Source organism: Haemophilus paraphrohaemolyticus (assembly GCF_002015045.1).
In the GTDB taxonomy this organism is placed as follows: Bacteria; Pseudomonadota; Gammaproteobacteria; order Enterobacterales; family Pasteurellaceae; genus Haemophilus_A; species Haemophilus_A paraphrohaemolyticus.
The window spans coordinates 402,935-420,458 of record NZ_MUXX01000012.1; the positions used below are offsets into that span (position 1 = coordinate 402,935).

Here is a 17,524-nt window from a genome sequence, read left to right on the forward strand (position 1 = left end):
TATCTCATTTTAATTAAATACATTCACCAATTGCTCACCATATTCTTTTCGCCAACCGCATAATAATTCTGGTAAACGATCACAAGATCGACCTTTAATATACCAATTAAATAGCTGATTTAACTGACGCTTACTTGCTACCAGTTCAGCAGGCAGATCAAGCGGTCGAATTTCGGTAAGCTTTTGCTGCAAGGCTTTTAAGCTATGTTTGTAATTAGGCTCATCCACTAAACGTACAATTTTGGCAGGATAAAGTTCCGCTGGGGTATTCATCCCTTGTTCTACTAAACGTAAGATTTTTTTACCGTGCCGGCGGACTTCATTTGGGTGCATAAAATCTAACAATTGCGAAGGATTTTTTGGCAAAATGCGGGCAATTTCATATAAACTTGCCTCTTTTACCACAAAATTCAAGGCTAAATTGCGACTCCTCGCCTCTTCCACTCGCCATTTTGCGAGTAATTTTAACACAGCCAACTGCTGTGGTTCTAACCGCCACGCATTTGAAATTTTGATGTAAGCCTTGTCTAAATCATCCTCGCGTTCACGTTTCGTTAAAAAAGCAGAACACTCTTCATTCACGGCATTCTGCCAGTTTGTTTGAGCTAATTCTGTCTGCATTTTCTGATAAATTGGCAACAAATACCACACATCGGCTGTGGCATATTGCAACTGGGTTTCGCTTAATGGACGCGCAAGCCAATCTGTACGCGAAGCTCCTTTATCGAGCTCAATATCTAAATAATGTAACACCAATTTTGCAAAGCCAACGGATATGCCTAAGTTTAAGAAATTCGCCATCACTTGCGTATCTACCAACGGCGTAGGTAATTGGTTAAAAGAACATTCAAACACTTCCAAATCTTCACTACAAGCGTGCAATACTTTAATGACGTTTTGATCGGCAAGTAATGCAATAAAAGGGCTGAAATCTTCAATCGTAGTTGGATCTATCAAACTCACTTGTTTACCATCAAATAGCTGAATTAGCCCCAGTTTCGGGTAGAAAGTCCGCTCGCGGATAAACTCTGTATCTAACGCCACAGCAGGCACTTGACGAGCATTTTGACAAACTTCAGCTAATTGCTGTTCATTTTCCACCCAAAGGTAGTGAATTGATGAATTCATTTCGGCTTTTCTCGTGATTTTCTTTAAATTTAAAAATAAATATGTGAACTAGATCACATTATGCGTATAAATTGGTTGTACTTCTACAAAATTACCGCAAAATATAAAAACAAATGGAGCAAATAACAAATAAATTATGGAGAACGTCAATTAATGATTACTGGCAATAAAATTCAAAATATCGGCAATATTTACCGCCTAACCGAACAATTTGAGCTCATTTCACGTACTGATCTTGCTAAACTTTCAGGACTTGCCCCCGCTTCAATTACCAACATTACAAAACAGTTGATTGATAAACAATTTATTTTAGAACGTAGCGTGCAAGATTGTAACTCTCGCGGCAGACCTGCTGTCGGGCTTTCTGTTTCTACTTTTTTCTGGAAACAGCTCTGTCTAACGATTTTTGCAGACCATCTTACCATTTCGCTTTGTAAATTAGATGGCTCTGTGATTCACAGCCAAGATTATACCTTTTCTTTAAGCGATTATCCTAACTTAGATGAGATTATTGCTGAAAACTTGCAAAATTTCCGTCAAAATCAACCGCTTAATGATGCACAAATTCTCGCACTTTCCATTGCTGTCGTTGGACGCATTAACGCTGAGAAAAATACCATCATTCAACTTGGGCAGCATTTGTTGAAATGTCGCATCGTAGAGAAATTACAAGCAATTTATTCTCAACCGATTTTACTCAATGAACATTTCCATCTCTGGCTATTGGCGGAATCTACGCTAGGCAGTTTAATTGGCGATGATAATGTGATCTTCTTACAAGTCGATGATGCGATTCGTCTTAGCATTCTGTTGCGCGGTGCGTTATTACACGAGCAGAATATGAATGTAGATCATATGCTTATGCCTCATTTTAGTACATTAAGTGATGAGATTTACCCTGAATTAGACAGCATTGAACGCTATCAACTCAACAATCAAGCGAGCTTACAAGCGTTAATTCAATTGATCGATAAACATCTACCCAAAAACTTTGAGATGGATGACGAGCATTTAAAAGAGGCAAAAATTAGCCATTTCTGCGAACAAGTGGAAGCAAAAAATCCAACAGCACTGGCAATTTTAGAGCATATTAGTAGCAACTTGGCCTATATGTTGATGAACTTAGTCAATATTTTCTCTACTGAGAAAATTTTATTCGATTCGCCACTGCTACGTATTAAAGCTCCTCTCTTTGAGCAAATTACACAAAAATTGAATGAAAAAATGATCAATCGCGATCTCAATGTGCAATTAGTGACAAGCCATTTCAATAAAAATAGCACGTTAATCCCGTGTGCGATGATAAAACAGGGAATTTATGAAGGAAGTTTGATCAAGAACATAATTCCTGATTAAAAATTTCGATAGACTAAAGGGCATTCATCAGGTGGGTCTTAAGCCCACCATTTTCTATTTTATTTCTTGGTAAATTAAAAACCAGCTAATCAAAGGATACCCTATGCCCTCTTTATTTATTACAGGGACAGACACCGATGTGGGCAAAACGATTGTAACCCGTGCATTATTGCAAGTTTTAACTGCAAACAATATCGTGGCTGTGCCTTATAAACCAATCGCCTGTGGGGGAGCAGAAGAATTACCTACAGAGCCAAATTTGGATGACTATGCCAGCGAAGATAATGGCGATGTTGTCACGCTTTTAAATAGTACGACAGTGCCTGTTGGCTATCGCGAAATTAACAGCTACACCTTTATTCATTCCAGCACACCTGTTTTTGCCGCTCTTGATGCGGTTCGAAATATTCACGTGGAAAAATTGGATGCCGATCTCGCACGTCTACAAAATAGCTACCCTAATATATTAGTGGAAGGTACTTACGGCTGGCTTACTCCGATTAACAAAGATTTGAGTTTTGCTGACTGGGTACAGAAAAATAATATGCCCGTGATTTTAGTCGTCGGCATCAAGGAAGGCTGTGCCAACCACGCTTTACTAACCGCTCAAGCAATTAAAGATAGCGGCGTTCCACTTTTAGGCTGGGTCGCAAACCGCATCAACCCTGGATTGCGACACTATATGGAATTAATTGAAATGCTTAAGCAAAAAATTCACGCTCCTCTTCTCGGACAAATTCCGTATATCGGACACCCTGAGCAAAAAGATCTGGTGCAATACATTCAACATCCAGAACCGTTGTTGGAGTTTTTCAAAGCATAAGAAAAAGAGCGTTTTAAATGGAGTTAAACGCTCTTTTACATTGGTTTCTCTTTAAATTTGCAACTCAATTACAGTGCTTCAAACGGCACTTTTACCACCAATTTCTTCACGGTTTGGCATTTACCATTTACGGCATTACCTGGTTTATGGGGTTCATAGGGTAGGAAGATCGCGAACATATTTGGTTTTAACACCACTTCATTTTTGCCTTCTAACACTTCGGTCAAAGTGAGTTGGTAATCGTCTTCATCTCGGTATTCATCATATTGGGCTAAATCAGGTTGTGCCACGCTATATTCAATCATCTCTTCGCCTGAAATAAGCAACTGAATATCAATAAATTTACGGTGCATTTCTGCTTTTTTGGTTTCGGGTAATACCGTGTCGAATGACATTACATTCATTTTAATGCCGTCGATAAGATCTTGTGAGCCCTCTTCTAAATTAGCTAAATCTAAGGTTTTTAATTTCTCACAGCACTTCACAAACACTGGAGCTAGTGATTTTGCGTAATCTGCACGTGATAAATCGCCGTATAACATAGTAAATCCTCTTTATTTTAAACTTTTGGTAAAAATAGACCGCTTGTGAGAGAACTCTCTTAGTTCGCTTTCCATTCACCATTCACGACTGTGCCGATCACTTTGTAATCTGGGGTAAACACCGCCAAGTTTGCGACTTTGCCTTTGTCGACAGAACCTAAACGGTCATCCACACCAATTGCACGTGCTGGGTAGAGATTACTCATTCGGATCGCTTCAGCAAGCGGAATTTCTACATATTCTACCGCATTTTTGATGGATTCCATCATTGTAATAGAAGCCCCTGCGATTGTGCCATTAGCATCGAAACAACGTCCTTCTTTGATGTAAATGGTTTTACCCACGAAGGTGAAACTTTCTAATTCTGGCGGTGCACCTGCTGCAGCAAGTGAGTCGGTCACGATGCAAAGTTTATCGCCTTTGATTTTTTTATCAATTCGAACATTGCCATAATTCACATGAACACCATCGACAATAATACCTGTATAAACATCAGAATCTAACACTGCTCCGACAACACCCATCGCGCGCCCAGAACTGATTGGTGACATGGCGTTGTGTAAGTGGGTCGCAAAACTTGCGCCTTTATGGAATGCGGATTTAGCGACTTCATAAGTTGCATTCGAGTGCCCTACAGAAACGATAATGCCGGCTTTCACAAAATCAGGCGTGTAGTTGATGGTTGGGTTTTCTGCTGCGATGGTTACTTTAGTGATCACATCTGCATTTTTGCAGAAAAACTCTTTCATTTCAGGCGAAATTTCGCGGATATATTCTGGGCGATGTACGCCTTTTTTCTCGATACTGAGGTAAGGTCCTTCAATGTGCAAGCCTAATGCTTGGTTTTTATGGCGGTTGAGGTATTCACGCATTACGCCTACTGCCATTTTGATGTTTTCATCAGGGGCAGTAATAAAGGTTGGCAGGAAGCTGGTGCAACCCGATTTCAAGTTGGTTGCTTGCATAATTTCAAGCGTTTCAACGGTGGTTTGGTCGTTAAACATCACGCCGCCACAACCATTTAATTGCAGGTCGATAAATCCTGCGGTTAAATTATTGCCTTGTAAATCAATGGTTTTGATGTCCTCGTCTAATTCAGTTTGCGGGATCACTGCTTCAATAGTTTCGCCATCAATTACTACTGCATAATCTCGTAGAATTTCGTATTTAGTGTAGATCACACTGTTAGTTAATGCGTATCTCATATTCTGTTCCTAATATCAACATCAGTTTAACGTAGCAACTATATTGCTCTTAAACGTAAGGGCGATTTGCCTTATGATTGTTTGTGATTATAGGGCGAATGTAATTCGCCTCTACATAAAGATGAAGAATAGATCTCTATTTATCCTGATAATCCGTACCGGCTACCGCACCTTCTAATTCGGTAAAGTATTTCACAGTTTTCACTTTTAACTCTTGTTGCGCAGGTTCATCACAGACTAGCAGGAAATGGCGGTGCATCTGTAACGCACTCACGGTCCATAAATGGTTTACACTACCCTCCACTGCCGCTTGTACGGCAAGCGCTTTTTGATGACCTGTCGCTAAAATCATTACTTCTTCGGCATCTAATAGCGTACCCACGCCAATCGTAAGTGCATATTTTGGCACTTTGTTCACATCATTATCGAAAAAACGAGAGTTCGCAATTAAGGTATCTTGGGTTAAGGTTTTAATACGAGTGCGAGAGCTTAATGAGGAAGCAGGTTCGTTAAATGCGATGTGTCCATCCACGCCAACCCCCCCCATAAAGAGATGAATTTTACCGTAAGATTTAATTTTTTCTTCGTAGCGACGACATTCTGCATTATGGTCATCAGTATTACCGTTTAGAATGTTGATATTTTCAGGCAGAATGTCGATGTGATTGAAGAAGTTGTTATACATAAAGCTATGATAGCTTTCAGGGTGTTCCACAGGCAAACTGACGTATTCGTCCATATTAAAAGTAACGACGTGTTTGAAGCTTACTTTGCCTGCTTGATGAAGTCGGATAAGTTCTTGGTAAGTTTTTAATGGGGTACCACCAGTGGGTAAACCCAATACGAAAAGTCGTTCGGCTGTGGGTTTGAAATCATTGATGCGATTTACAATATGTTGTGCTGCCCAACAGCTAACTTGTTGTTCTGTTTTTAAAGGAATAAAACGCATATTACCCTCCAGTGGTAAAAAATAGGCTGGTAGGGCGTGTGGCGGATGCCACGCACGTATATTGAAGATTGGTGCGTGAAATGTACCATTTCACACACCCTACAAGCGGTCTATTTTTTATAGAAAATTACAAATATTTCGCTTTCAACTCTTTTGCTCGTGCAATTTGTGCATCGGTTGCTTTTGCGGTCATTGGTTCACGGCAATAACCTGCATCCACGCCTTCAAGTTTGAGCAATTCTTTGATGGTTAAATATAAACCGTTCGCTAAAATACCTTCAATTAAATCGTTGGTGACGTGTTGGATTTCTAACGCTTCTTTGAGTTTACCCGCTTTGGTTAATTCAAAGATTTGACGAGCACGCACGCCGTTTACGTTGAAGGTTGAACCGATTGCACCATCCACACCTAAAGATGCCGCTGGTAACATCATTTCATCAAAACCTGCCCAAATTAAATAGTTTGGATAAGCTTTTTTCAAGCGTTCTAATAAGTAGAAATCGCCCGCAGTAAATTTCACACCTAATACTTTCGGGTTTTTGTAAAGTTCGCCGAATTGTTCAATGCCCATATTTACGCCTGTTAAGAACGGGATTGAGTACACGATCATATTGTTGCCCGTTTCAGCGATAATGGTGTCGTAGTAGTGTTTAATTTCAGGGAAGCTGAATTTGTAGTAGAACGGCGTTACCGCAGATAAGCTATCGTAGCCTAATTCTGTCGCATATTTACCTAATTCGACCGCTTCTTTTAAGTTTACGCTACCCACTTGGGCGATTAGTGCAATCTCATCTTTCGCTTCATCTTTTGCAATACGGAAAATTTCTTTTTTTTCTTCAGTCGAAAGCATAAAGTTCTCGCCAGTTGAACCGCCTACATATAAGCCATCTACTTTCATTTTGTCGATGTTGTGGCGAATAATTTGGCGTAAACCTTTTTCATTAATTGAGCCATCTTCGTTGAATGACACTAATAATGCACTGAAAATACCTTTTAAATCACGCATAATGTTCTCCTAAATTTTTTACTTTACACGTTGTTCAAGAATGACATTGAGGGTTTTTTGCTTAATCTTAGCAGCCTGTTCTTCTTCGCTCTGCACCAATAAAGCGTAAATTAAATCTAATACAAAGAGTTGGGCGATTTTGGTTCTAATCGAATCGCCTTGTAGTTTACCTTGTTTGTTACCATTGACTAACACATAGTCGGCATATTCAGTCACAGGCGAACGTAAACTGTGCGTAATTGCCACAGTTTTCGCCCCATTTTGTTGAGCTATTTTTAATGCATGAGCTGTTTCCTGTGAATAACCTGAATGGCTAATCCCAATCGCCACATCGTTTTCTTTCAACAATGCTGCTTGCATATACATAAAGTGATTATTGCCCGTTGCATCCACAGGAATACCAATTCGCATCAATTTATTTTTGGCATCTTCTGCGGTAACACCTGAAGATCCTGCCCCGAAAATAAATACTCTGCCTGCTTTTTTAATCTCTTCCACCACTCTATCGAGTTGTTTTAAATCCAACAGATTGATGGTTTCATTCACCACGCTCGTAATTGAAGCTTGTAATTTTTGTGCAATGGTAAAAGTATCGTCTGATGCTAGAATTTCAGTGTCTAACATCATCTCATCTTGGCTCTCTTTTGTTGCCAATTCGATGGATAACTCCAATTTAAAGTCGCTAAATCCTTTAAATCCAACAGTTCGACAAAAACGTACTAAAGTTGCCTCTCCTACATCCAAATGTTTAGCAATTTCAGAAAGCGGACTTTGCACGACTAAATCAGGTGAAAGCAAAATCGTATCTGCAATTTTTTTCTCTGATTTTGTTAAGCTATGATAGAGCGAACTAATGGTGCTCAATACACTAGATGTTTTTGTCATCGTTTTCTCTCCCCTGTTAATTGTGCGAAATAGGCTCTTTCAAAAGTAACACATCTTTCACCCAATATGCGACACCTACTAATCCCGCATCTTGTCCAAATTTTGCCGCTTCTAATTCACAACGATAGACTGCTGGGAGCTCTTGTAAGTATTTTTCCACTAAAGGCAAATACCCCTCAGCTAACCCTACACTACCGCCAATTGCGATTTTTTGAATATCTAAGCCAATCACTAAATCTGCGACTAAATTGGCGATTGCTTTCGCAGAACGCCCCACTAAAGCGGTCGATTTTGCATCGCCTTTTCTAAAACGCTCAAAAACCTCTTTAGGCTCGCATGGATTATCCCATTGCGAAGCAACTGCCTCAATTGCACGCCCAGCAGCAATTGCTTCGACACAACCTCGACGACCACAACCGCACATTGGGCCACTTGGATCAGCCAACATATGCCCAATATGCCCCGCAATACCGTGAGAGCCTGTCTGTAAGGATTGGCTTAACACAATGCCTCCGCCAACACCTGTTGAAACGGTAATAAATGCGAAGTTCGACACTTGTTCATGATTCTGCAATTGATATTCTGCGTAAGTCGCTGCTTGTGCATCATTTAACAAGCCAATTGGCTTATCGGTATGTTTTGCAATGCTCGCTTTAAGCGGAAATTCCGCCAAACCGCCCAAATTCTTTGGATTTAATGCGGTTAATACACCATTATTGATAATGCCCGTTGAAGCGACCGCAACATAATCAAACAGCCCTGCATAATCGGCAAGCAGTTTTGCTAACGCTTGGTGCATTCCCTCCACCACATTTTCACGCGGTGTATGAATTTGTTGGCGTTGCTCAATCACACCATTTTTTACAATTGCTGCGGCAATTTTCGTCCCGCCAATGTCTAGTGCTAAACATCGCATAGTTTTGTCCTTTATTTTCTTGCCGATTTAATTGCTGTTGCAAACCAACTCACAATATGTTCCAAACGAGTTAATGCTGAACCTACAGTCACACAATCTGCACCAATTTCAATCGCCACTTTAGTAAGTTCTGGTGTATTATAACGCCCTTCCGCCATCACAAAACAACCCGCAGATTTCAAATCACGCACTAATTGATAATCCGGCTCTTCAGGCACTTTACCACCTGTGTAACCTGACATCGTACTACCGATAATATCAAAACCAAGTTCTTTACAATATAAGCCTTCTTCTAAATTTGAGCAGTCTGCCATTGCTAAACAGCCCATCTCATGAATTTTTTTCACCGCACTAGCAATATCCACAGGGCGCGGACGGTTCGTTCCATCTACCGCAATAATATCTGCGCCCGCATTGGCTAAATCTTCAATATCTTGTAAGAATGGAGTAATACGCACGGGGCTATCAGGCAAATCACGTTTGACAATCCCAATAATTGGAATATTCACAAAAGGGCGGGTTGCTTTAAGGTTATCAACCCCTTCAATACGCAAACCAGATGCACCGCCCACAACAGAAGCCTGTGCCATTGCAGAAACGATTTCAGGTTTATCCATCGGACCATCATCGACAGGTTGGCAAGAAGAAATAAGACCATATTGAATTTGAGAAAGCACTTCTTGATGAGATAATTTCGACATATAAAACTCCTTGAGATAAGAACCATTTTGGAATAAGGAATGCCTAAAATTTTGATTTCCCGTATTATATGAAAAGAAAACTCCATTTTAAACAGATTTTTGAAGTGTATTTTTAAAAGTGTGATCTAGGTCTCATTTTTGAAGTAAATAAATAGGAAGTTTTACTCGACTACGACTAAAACTCCCTACTTTGTCAAAGTAATTACTAACTACTCTACTTCATCAAATCAATAAACTCTTGTTCAGATAACACTTTCACCCCCAACTCTTGTGCTTTGGTCAATTTCGAACCTGCTTTTTCACCTGCAATCAGGTAATCCGTTTTACTTGAAACTGAACTAGAAACCTTACAACCTAAGCCTTGCAATAACGCTTTGGCTTGATCACGGGTTAATTGACTTAATGTGCCAGTCAAAACCACATTTTTATCTTTCAGTGGATTGTCAGCAATTTCGACTTTTTCAACTGTTTGCCAATGAATACCTTGTGCTTGCAAATCTTCTACGACGGCGACATTATGCGGCTCTTTCCAGAATGAAACGATACGATTTGCCACCACTTCGCCCACATCTTGCACCGCTTGCAATTGCTCAAAGGTTGCCACTTGGATTGCCTCAAGCGTGCCAAAATGGTTAGCCAAATTCAACGCAGTTGATTCACCTACATCACGAATACCCAATGCAAAAAGGAAACGAGGCAAGGTGGTTTGTTTCGCTTTTTCTAAGCTATTTAGGACATTTTGAGCCGATTTTTCTCCCATTCGCTCTAATCGCATCAAGATCGTTTTATTGAGCTTAAACAGATCTGCTGGCGTTTTAATGAGTTCGCTTGCCATCAATTGCTCGATCAACTTCTCTCCCACGCCTTCAATATCCATTGCTTTGCGAGAAACAAAGTGTTTTAACGCCTCTTTGCGTTGGGCTTCGCAGAACAGCCCACCTGTACAACGAGCTACCGCTTCGCCATCTACGCGAACCACTGCCGATTCACACACAGGACAAGCGGTCGGAAATACGATTTTTTTTGCATTAGTAGGGCGACGTTCTGTCACCACGCCAATAATTTGTGGAATCACATCTCCCGCACGACGAATAATCACGGTATCCCCAATCGCAATACCAAGACGATCAATTTCATCGCCATTGTGTAACGTCGCATTGCTGACCGTAACCCCTGCCACAAATACAGGTTCAAGCTTCGCTACAGGCGTAATCGCCCCTGTTCGTCCCACTTGAAATTCCACATCATTAAGCACGGTCATCTCTTCTTGTGCAGGGAATTTATAGGCAATCGCCCAGCGTGGCGAACGAGAGATAAAGCCAAGCTGCTCTTGTAAGGCGATGTCGTTAACTTTTAACACCGTACCATCAATGTCGTAGCCCAAATTTGGGCGTTTGGTTTGAATATCCGTATAAAATTCAGCTAACTGTTCTACTCCTTTGGCAAGGCAAATTTCGTTATTAACAGGAATACCAATCGATTTTAACCACTGCAGACGATCGAAATGCGTGTTTGGTAAAGGCTGCTCTGCCTCATAAATACCGATACCGTACGCATTCAGTGTAAGTGGGCGTTGTGCAGTAATTTTAGGATCTAACTGTCGAAGCGATCCCGCCGCCGCATTACGTGGGTTTGCAAAGGTTTTCTCGCCGTGCTCTAAAGCTCTTTCGTTTAACGCATTAAAGCCTTTTTGAGGCATAAACACCTCACCACGTACTTCAAGGCGAGCTGGCGGATTATCCGTATTCAAACGTAGCGGTACATTGCGAATAGTGCGAACGTTGGCGGTAATATCTTCGCCCGTGGTGCCATCACCTCGTGTTGCGGCTTGAGTAAGCACGCCATTGACATACAAAATACTGACAGCCAAACCGTCTAACTTAGGCTCGCAGCAAAACTCTATCGTTTCAGGGTTGCGATGAATTTGCCCTTCAATGCGGCGTAAAAAGCCTAATAATTCGTCATTTGAGAAGGCATTATCAAGAGAAAGCATTGGCAATTCATGGGTAATTTGCGTAAAGCCTGAAAGCGGTTTTGCACCAACTCGTTGTGTTGGCGAATCGGCGGTAATAAATTCGGGATGAGCTTTTTCAATCGCTTTGAGTTCGTTCATTAAGCGGTCATATTCCGCATCTGGCACAAGAGGATTATCTAACACGTGGTAGTGATATTCATATTTACGCAATGTTTGGCGAAGTTGTTCCAACTCTGTTGCTGAAATTACTTGTTGATTTGAAGTGTTTGCAAATAAAGGCATAGTAAACTCGAATTTAGTAAAAGGGTCGATAAAAAAGACCGCTTGCAAGCGGTCCATTTTCTAAAAAGTTTGCAGATGATTAGCTCACGCGTTTTAAATATTCAATGCGAGAATTTTCATCAAAGATTTCGCGACGATCGTTTAATACAAAGCCGTTTAATGCGCTTGCCAAACGCTCTGTGCTTTGCAGCATCAATCTTAAATTGGTTTGTGGATTGCCATCGGTTGGTAGATGCATAAAAATCACTAAACCAATGGTTGAAAAATCTTTTAAATTGTTAAGATCAAACACGCCAGGTTGCATCATATTCGCAACACTAAAAATCACAGGCGAATTGTTATTCCCCAAATGTTTATGACGATGGAAAATATTATATTCACCATATTCAAAGCCTAATGCTTCTAAGCATTGCACTACATGCTCACCTTCAAATTGATAACCTTCCGCAGACACTACATAAAGCGTAATAATATCAGCAGGGATTTCTGGCTCAGATTGTGTAGGGGCTTCCACCACAACTGCTTGAACTGATTGTTCGTAAATAGGAGAGGTGGCTACGCTATTATCTACATAATCATTTTCATACTTCTGCGTTATTTCTGTTGTATTCACAAAAATTGGACGTTCAGGTTGTGGCTCATAAACCGTTTGTTGTGATTGACCATAAGTTGATACCTCTGAGCGAATAAATTCTGGAGTAGTGTTATTATTAGCCTCTTGTCCAGGTATGCGAATTTTAATTTCACTAAGCGAGTTTTCTACATCACGTTGAATTTCTACTGAGGAGGGAATATCAATTTCAGTCTGATTAACTCTCTCTTGTGTTTGCTCTTGCAAATCAAAATGACGGTCATCAGATGGCATATGCTGAGAATGTATAGGGCTTGATGGTGGTCGTTGAGAAAATGTATTCGAAAAAATACGTGATTTTTCACGGCGATTAGACAGAATACTCGAGCCAATAAGTACTGCAATAAGTAATCCAGCCAAAATAAAGAAAATAATATGAAGTTCCATAAGTCCTCTCAGAAAATCATCTAAAAATTTAAGATTCACTATTTGCGAAAAAAGATGGTATAGCTTACCATATTTCAAACAAAATTTTGAGCATTTAAGGTTTTTATGTCATTGTTATTTTCATCTCCACAAAATCAAATTTCCGCAGGTTTTCATTATTTCATCAAAGGCTGGAGCTTACTGGCACAGAAAAAATTCTTACCATTTGTCATCATCCCCTTAATCATTAACGTATTGCTGATTATCGGGCTCTCTTGGTTTTTCTTAAGTAGCATGAACCATTGGTTCGAACTTCTGCTTCCTTCTTGGCTAGATTGGCTTTCGTTTATCCTTATCCCTCTGATTTTCGTATTATTGTTGGTCGGTTTTTACTTTGCCTTTACTACACTGGCAAATTTTATTGCCGCCCCATTTAATGCACTATTATCCGAAAAAGTGGAATTGCAGCTTACGAATCAACCGCTTGGCGACACCTCACTATTTGGTATGCTTAAAGATATTCCACGTATGTTAAAACGCGAATGGCAAAAAATGATGTATAGCGTGCCACGTTTAATTGCTTTGTTTTTCCTTGGTTTTGTGCCCGTTTTAGGGCAAACAGCTGTGCCTGTGCTTGCCTTTATTTTCGGGGCTTGGATGATTGCTATTCAATATTGCGACTACCCGTTTGATAATCATAAAATCAGCTTCCCACGTATGCGTAATGCCTTAAGTCAGAATAAATGGATGAATTACACATTTGGCACTTTAGTGAGCCTGTTTACTATGATTCCGTTTGTGAATTTTGTAGTTATGCCTGTCGCTGTTTGTGGCGCAACAGCAATGTGGGTGGAAGAGTATCGCCAGTTCTTTTTAGATAATGCAGCAGGTGAGTTTGAACGAGCAAATTATACTTTCCGTACATCAACAGGAAAGGATATAACTACTCATTCTGAAAATTATGAGGTGAAATAACAAACCAAAGAAAAAGCCCATTTAAAATAATCGGTTTATTTTAAATGGGCTTTCGCCTCGGTTTGCACCTTTATGTTTTTCGTGACGCTGGTAGCTACCTTTGCCTTTTTTATTGCGTTCCACTCGCGTGCGAAAAAGTGGATCCGTCACTAATGCTTTAACTGCACTATCGTTAATTTTGCCCCGTTGATGGGCATACTGATTTTTTGTCATATTAGTTTCCTTATTGAGTTAATTTCTTTTGCGTCCTACGCAGTTGCTATTGTGACAAATTTGATACAGTTTGTACATAAGGCAGACTTTATCAGTCTGCCTTGATTTAACATGAAATTAACGCGTTACCCACTTTCCATCAACATAATCCATAATCCATTTCGTTTTCTTTCCGTTCTTTTCAGATGTCACATATTGACGTTTCTCTTTACGGCTGAAACTAATAATTGCTGGATTACCTTCAGGATCAGTTAATGGTGCATCTGCCAAATATTGCAGTTTTTCTGGTAAGCGGTCGCGATATTGGGCTAATTCGCTCACTTTTGCAGGTCGGCTTTCACGGACTTTCGGGAAATTATGTGCCGACATAAACACTCCAACTGCACTATCACGCAATACAAAATAGGCATCTGCTTTTTCACATCTTAATTCTGGGAATGGAATTGGCTCTTCACGCGGTGGTGCAACTTCACCGTTTTTCAGAATTTTACGGGTGTTATCACAGTTGGTACAGCCCATATATTTGCCGAAACGCCCCAGTTTTAAGTGCATATCCGCACCACATTTATCACATTCCACGATAGGACCATCATAGCCTTTAATTTTGAATGTACCTTCTTCCACCAAATAACCATCACAGTTTGGGTTATTACCGCACACGTGTAATTTACGATGAGGATCGATAATGTAGCTATCCATCGCCGAATCACATTTCGGACAACGTTTACGTGCCATTAACGCCTTAGTTTCTGAATCTTCGTCTAATACGTTAATCAATTCCTCTTCAGGAATTAAATTCATTGTAGTTTTGCAACGCTCTTTCGGTGGTAATGCATAACCAGTACAACCCAAGAATACCCCTGTTGAGGCGGTGCGAATTGCCATTTTGCGTCCACAAGTTGGACAATCAATATTGGTTGGCACAATGCTGTTCGGCTTCATTCCGCCTTGTAATTCGTCCAATTCAGCTTGGGTTAATTGCTCGGAGAAGTCTTTAAAGAAGGCATTTAACGCATCAATCCAGTTTTTATTGCCTTCTGCGATTTGGTCGAGAGTCTCTTCCATATTCGCTGTGAAATCATAGTTCATTAAATCACCGAATGATTCATTTAAACGATCAGTTACGATCTCACCCATTTTTTCTGCATAGAAACGGCGGTTTTCTACGTGCACATAACCACGCTCTTGAATGGTAGAAATAATCGAGGCATAAGTTGAAGGGCGACCAATACCACGTTTTTCCAACTCACGCACTAATGCTGCTTCTGAATAACGTGCAGGCGGTTTGGTAAAATGTTGGCTAGGATTAACCGCTTGTAACGTCAATTCTTCATTTAAAGCAACATTTGGTAACTCTTGGTCTTCTGCCGTTTTACCTTGTACAGGCAAGACTTTTGTCCAACCATCAAAACGTAATACACGACCTTTCGCTTTTAATTCGTAATTGCCAGCAGTCACAGTCAAGTTGGTTGAATCATATTGGGCAGGTAACATTTGGCACGCTAAGAAACGACGCCAAATCAAGTCGTATAAACGTTCAGCATCTTTATCCATACCCGATAAATCCCCCATTGTGACATTTACATCTGATGGGCGAATTGCTTCGTGAGCCTCTTGAGCATTTTCACGGCTAGAGTAGAAATTCGGTTTTTCGGGTAAATATTGCGAGCCAAGCTGTTTGTCGATATAACCACGAGCCATATTTAACGCATCTTGGCTGAGGTTAGTCGAGTCTGTACGCATATAGGTAATATAACCCGCTTCGTATAAGCGTTGAGCCAACATCATCGTTTTTTTCACGCCAAATCCCAAACGAGTGCTTGCCGTTTGTTGAAGCGTTGAAGTGATGAATGGCGGACTTGCTTTTGAGCTGGTCGGTTTTTTCTCAATATCGGTAACGATAAACGCAGATTGTTGCAAGTTTTTAACCGCTTGCATGGCCTCTTTTTCGTTCTTCACTTGCCATTTTTTGCCAAGATAATTTGTCAGATCAAGCGGTAATTTTTTGCCATTCGCTTGCGTATCCGCCACAATTTCCCAAAACTCTTCAGGTTGGAAGGCTTTAATCTCACGTTCACGTTCCACCAATAATTTTACCGCAACAGATTGCACTCGACCTGCCGATAAACCTCGCGCCACTTTTTTCCAAAGTAACGGCGAGACCATAAAGCCCACCACGCGATCTAAAAAGCGGCGAGTTTGTTGTGCGTTTACACGGTCGATATTCAGATGCTCTGGCTTTTCAAACGCTTTTCTAATCGCATTTTTGGTAATTTCGTTAAACACTACGCGGCTAAAACGGCTCTCATCACCACCAATCACCTCACGTAAATGCCACGCAATCGCCTCCCCTTCTCTATCCAAGTCAGTTGCGAGATAAATATGCTCGGCTTTTTTCGCTAAAGTTTTGAGCTCTGAAACCACTTTCAGTTTATCAGGCATAATTTGGTAATTCGCTTTCCAACCGTGATAAGGATCGATCCCCATCCGTTTTACCAAGGCATTACGCTCTTTTTCCGCTTTTACTTTTGCCTTTTCTTCGGCACTCATTCCTTTGGTTGAAACCGGTTTCGCTCGTTCCGTTTTTTCTTCTGAGCCACTTTTTGGCAAATCCCGAATATGCCCGACACTTGATTTCACCACATAGTCACTGCCTAAGTATTTATTGATTGTTTTCGCTTTGGCTGGTGACTCAACAATAACTAATGATTTACCCATTGCTATTTCCTAATATAAAAAATAAAAATGCTTTTCCGCTTACTATTTTTACAATAACAAGGCTACAAGTAAATTACAACATAAAGATCTAAATTAAGTGGTAATTGCATAAAACAAGCTCAACAAAACTATTCTTAAAAATGTGATTCATCTCACAAAACTAATATTTCACTCTGGAGCAATATGCCAAATTCATTATAATCATTGAGTGTATATTTTTAGGTATATGCCTATTTTTTAGGAGAAAGCTATGCTGACCGATCAAGATATTTTCAATCGTTATCAAACCAAACAAATTGAGTTTGAAAAACGAGCCAATGTCACGTTAATGGGGCATTCGTTGTTTGACATGTGGGAAGGTTTTGAGAAAACTTTAACCCTAAAAGGACAGAGTGTGGCGAATTTAGGGCTTTCTGGCACCAGCACACGCCAATACTTAGATGTGATCGCCAAACCGCAACATATTCAGCATCTAGGCAAAACGGTGTTTATCTTTTTGGGCGTAAATGATATCGTGAAAGAGCCTAATTATTCGCCTCAACAAGTACTAGATTGGATTTCGCAAATAATCCAAGAAACACAACCGCTTGCAGAGTTTAATACACGTTATTTCTTGTTGGAAGCAACGCCAGTAAACCGTATCGAAACCGTGACTAATGCAGAAATTCAAGCGATGAATGCTTATTTCAACGCACATTGTTTCGCACCTTTAGTCTTTATTCCGACTTATGACAAATTCTTGGATAACGAGGGAAATTTAGATCGTAGTTTGACAGTAGATGGATTGCATTATAACGAGAAAGGGTATGCAATTTTAAGAGAGATTTTAGAGGCGTATTTGTAACCTCTCTCC

16 protein-coding genes are annotated in these 17,524 nt (G+C 40.3%); 4 read left to right on the forward strand and 12 right to left on the reverse strand.

The window, feature by feature from the left end:
• Positions 1-9 precede the first annotated feature (9 nt).
• A complete protein-coding gene (gene rnd / locus B0184_RS07455) occupies positions 10-1,128 on the reverse strand; it encodes a ribonuclease D (RefSeq protein ID WP_005709884.1) in 1,119 nt (372 codons plus the stop codon).
• Positions 1,129-1,281: 153 nt separating this feature from the next.
• Between rnd and B0184_RS07460 the strand changes: the two genes are divergently transcribed.
• Together B0184_RS07460 and bioD are read left to right on the forward strand one after the other, a co-directional pair.
• Positions 1,282-2,484, forward strand: coding sequence for an ROK family protein (locus B0184_RS07460; protein WP_005710051.1), 1,203 nt, complete (start codon positions 1,282-1,284; stop codon positions 2,482-2,484).
• Positions 2,485-2,587: 103 nt separating this feature from the next.
• Positions 2,588-3,307, forward strand: coding sequence for a dethiobiotin synthase (bioD, locus tag B0184_RS07465; RefSeq protein ID WP_005709941.1), 720 nt, complete (start codon positions 2,588-2,590; stop codon positions 3,305-3,307).
• A 68-nt stretch (positions 3,308-3,375) separates the two neighbouring features.
• Here bioD and nanQ read toward each other — a convergent pair whose 3' ends face one another.
• The 9 genes from nanQ to zipA all read right to left on the reverse strand — a co-directional run bounded on the left by nanQ (position 3,376) and on the right by zipA (position 12,786).
• Entirely contained in the window at positions 3,376-3,849 is a 474-nt protein-coding gene (nanQ, locus tag B0184_RS07470; protein WP_005709985.1) for an N-acetylneuraminate anomerase, read from the reverse strand.
• A 59-nt stretch (positions 3,850-3,908) separates the two neighbouring features.
• Complete coding sequence (nagA, locus tag B0184_RS07475) at positions 3,909-5,054, reverse strand: N-acetylglucosamine-6-phosphate deacetylase (RefSeq protein WP_005709918.1); 1,146 nt, start codon at positions 5,052-5,054, stop codon at positions 3,909-3,911.
• Positions 5,055-5,190: 136 nt separating this feature from the next.
• On the reverse strand, positions 5,191-6,003 hold the full coding sequence (gene nagB / locus B0184_RS07480) for a glucosamine-6-phosphate deaminase (protein WP_005709888.1): 813 nt from the start codon (positions 6,001-6,003) through the stop codon (positions 5,191-5,193).
• A gap of 127 nt (positions 6,004-6,130) precedes the next feature.
• Complete coding sequence (gene nanA, locus B0184_RS07485; protein ID WP_005709907.1) at positions 6,131-7,009, reverse strand: N-acetylneuraminate lyase; 879 nt, start codon at positions 7,007-7,009, stop codon at positions 6,131-6,133.
• Between the two features lie 18 nt (positions 7,010-7,027).
• Positions 7,028-7,894: a MurR/RpiR family transcriptional regulator gene (locus tag B0184_RS07490; protein ID WP_005709981.1), complete on the reverse strand. Its 867-nt coding sequence runs from the start codon at positions 7,892-7,894 to the stop codon at positions 7,028-7,030.
• 16 nt (positions 7,895-7,910) lie between these two features.
• Complete coding sequence (locus B0184_RS07495; protein ID WP_005709887.1) at positions 7,911-8,810, reverse strand: N-acetylmannosamine kinase; 900 nt, start codon at positions 8,808-8,810, stop codon at positions 7,911-7,913.
• An 11-nt stretch (positions 8,811-8,821) separates the two neighbouring features.
• On the reverse strand, positions 8,822-9,511 hold the full coding sequence (locus B0184_RS07500) for a putative N-acetylmannosamine-6-phosphate 2-epimerase (protein ID WP_005709906.1): 690 nt from the start codon (positions 9,509-9,511) through the stop codon (positions 8,822-8,824).
• A gap of 214 nt (positions 9,512-9,725) precedes the next feature.
• The gene (ligA, locus tag B0184_RS07505; RefSeq protein ID WP_039851662.1) at positions 9,726-11,768 is read right to left on the reverse strand and encodes an NAD-dependent DNA ligase LigA; all 2,043 of its coding nucleotides are present in this window, start codon (positions 11,766-11,768) and stop codon (positions 9,726-9,728) included.
• Between the two features lie 79 nt (positions 11,769-11,847).
• Positions 11,848-12,786: a cell division protein ZipA gene (gene zipA, locus B0184_RS07510; protein WP_005710027.1), complete on the reverse strand. Its 939-nt coding sequence runs from the start codon at positions 12,784-12,786 to the stop codon at positions 11,848-11,850.
• A 105-nt stretch (positions 12,787-12,891) separates the two neighbouring features.
• Between zipA and cysZ the strand changes: the two genes are divergently transcribed.
• A complete protein-coding gene (gene cysZ, locus B0184_RS07515) occupies positions 12,892-13,740 on the forward strand; it encodes a sulfate transporter CysZ (RefSeq protein WP_005709898.1) in 849 nt (282 codons plus the stop codon).
• A gap of 21 nt (positions 13,741-13,761) precedes the next feature.
• Here cysZ and B0184_RS07520 read toward each other — a convergent pair whose 3' ends face one another.
• Both B0184_RS07520 and topA read right to left on the reverse strand, forming a co-directional pair.
• Positions 13,762-13,953, reverse strand: coding sequence for an alternative ribosome-rescue factor A (locus B0184_RS07520; RefSeq protein ID WP_005706305.1), 192 nt, complete (start codon positions 13,951-13,953; stop codon positions 13,762-13,764).
• Positions 13,954-14,070: 117 nt separating this feature from the next.
• On the reverse strand, positions 14,071-16,671 hold the full coding sequence (gene topA, locus B0184_RS07525; RefSeq protein ID WP_005709862.1) for a type I DNA topoisomerase: 2,601 nt from the start codon (positions 16,669-16,671) through the stop codon (positions 14,071-14,073).
• Between the two features lie 250 nt (positions 16,672-16,921).
• Here topA and B0184_RS07530 point away from each other — a divergent pair, with 250 nt between their 5' ends.
• Positions 16,922-17,515: a GDSL-type esterase/lipase family protein gene (locus B0184_RS07530; protein ID WP_005709876.1), complete on the forward strand. Its 594-nt coding sequence runs from the start codon at positions 16,922-16,924 to the stop codon at positions 17,513-17,515.
• The last annotated feature ends 9 nt before the right edge of the window (positions 17,516-17,524 follow it).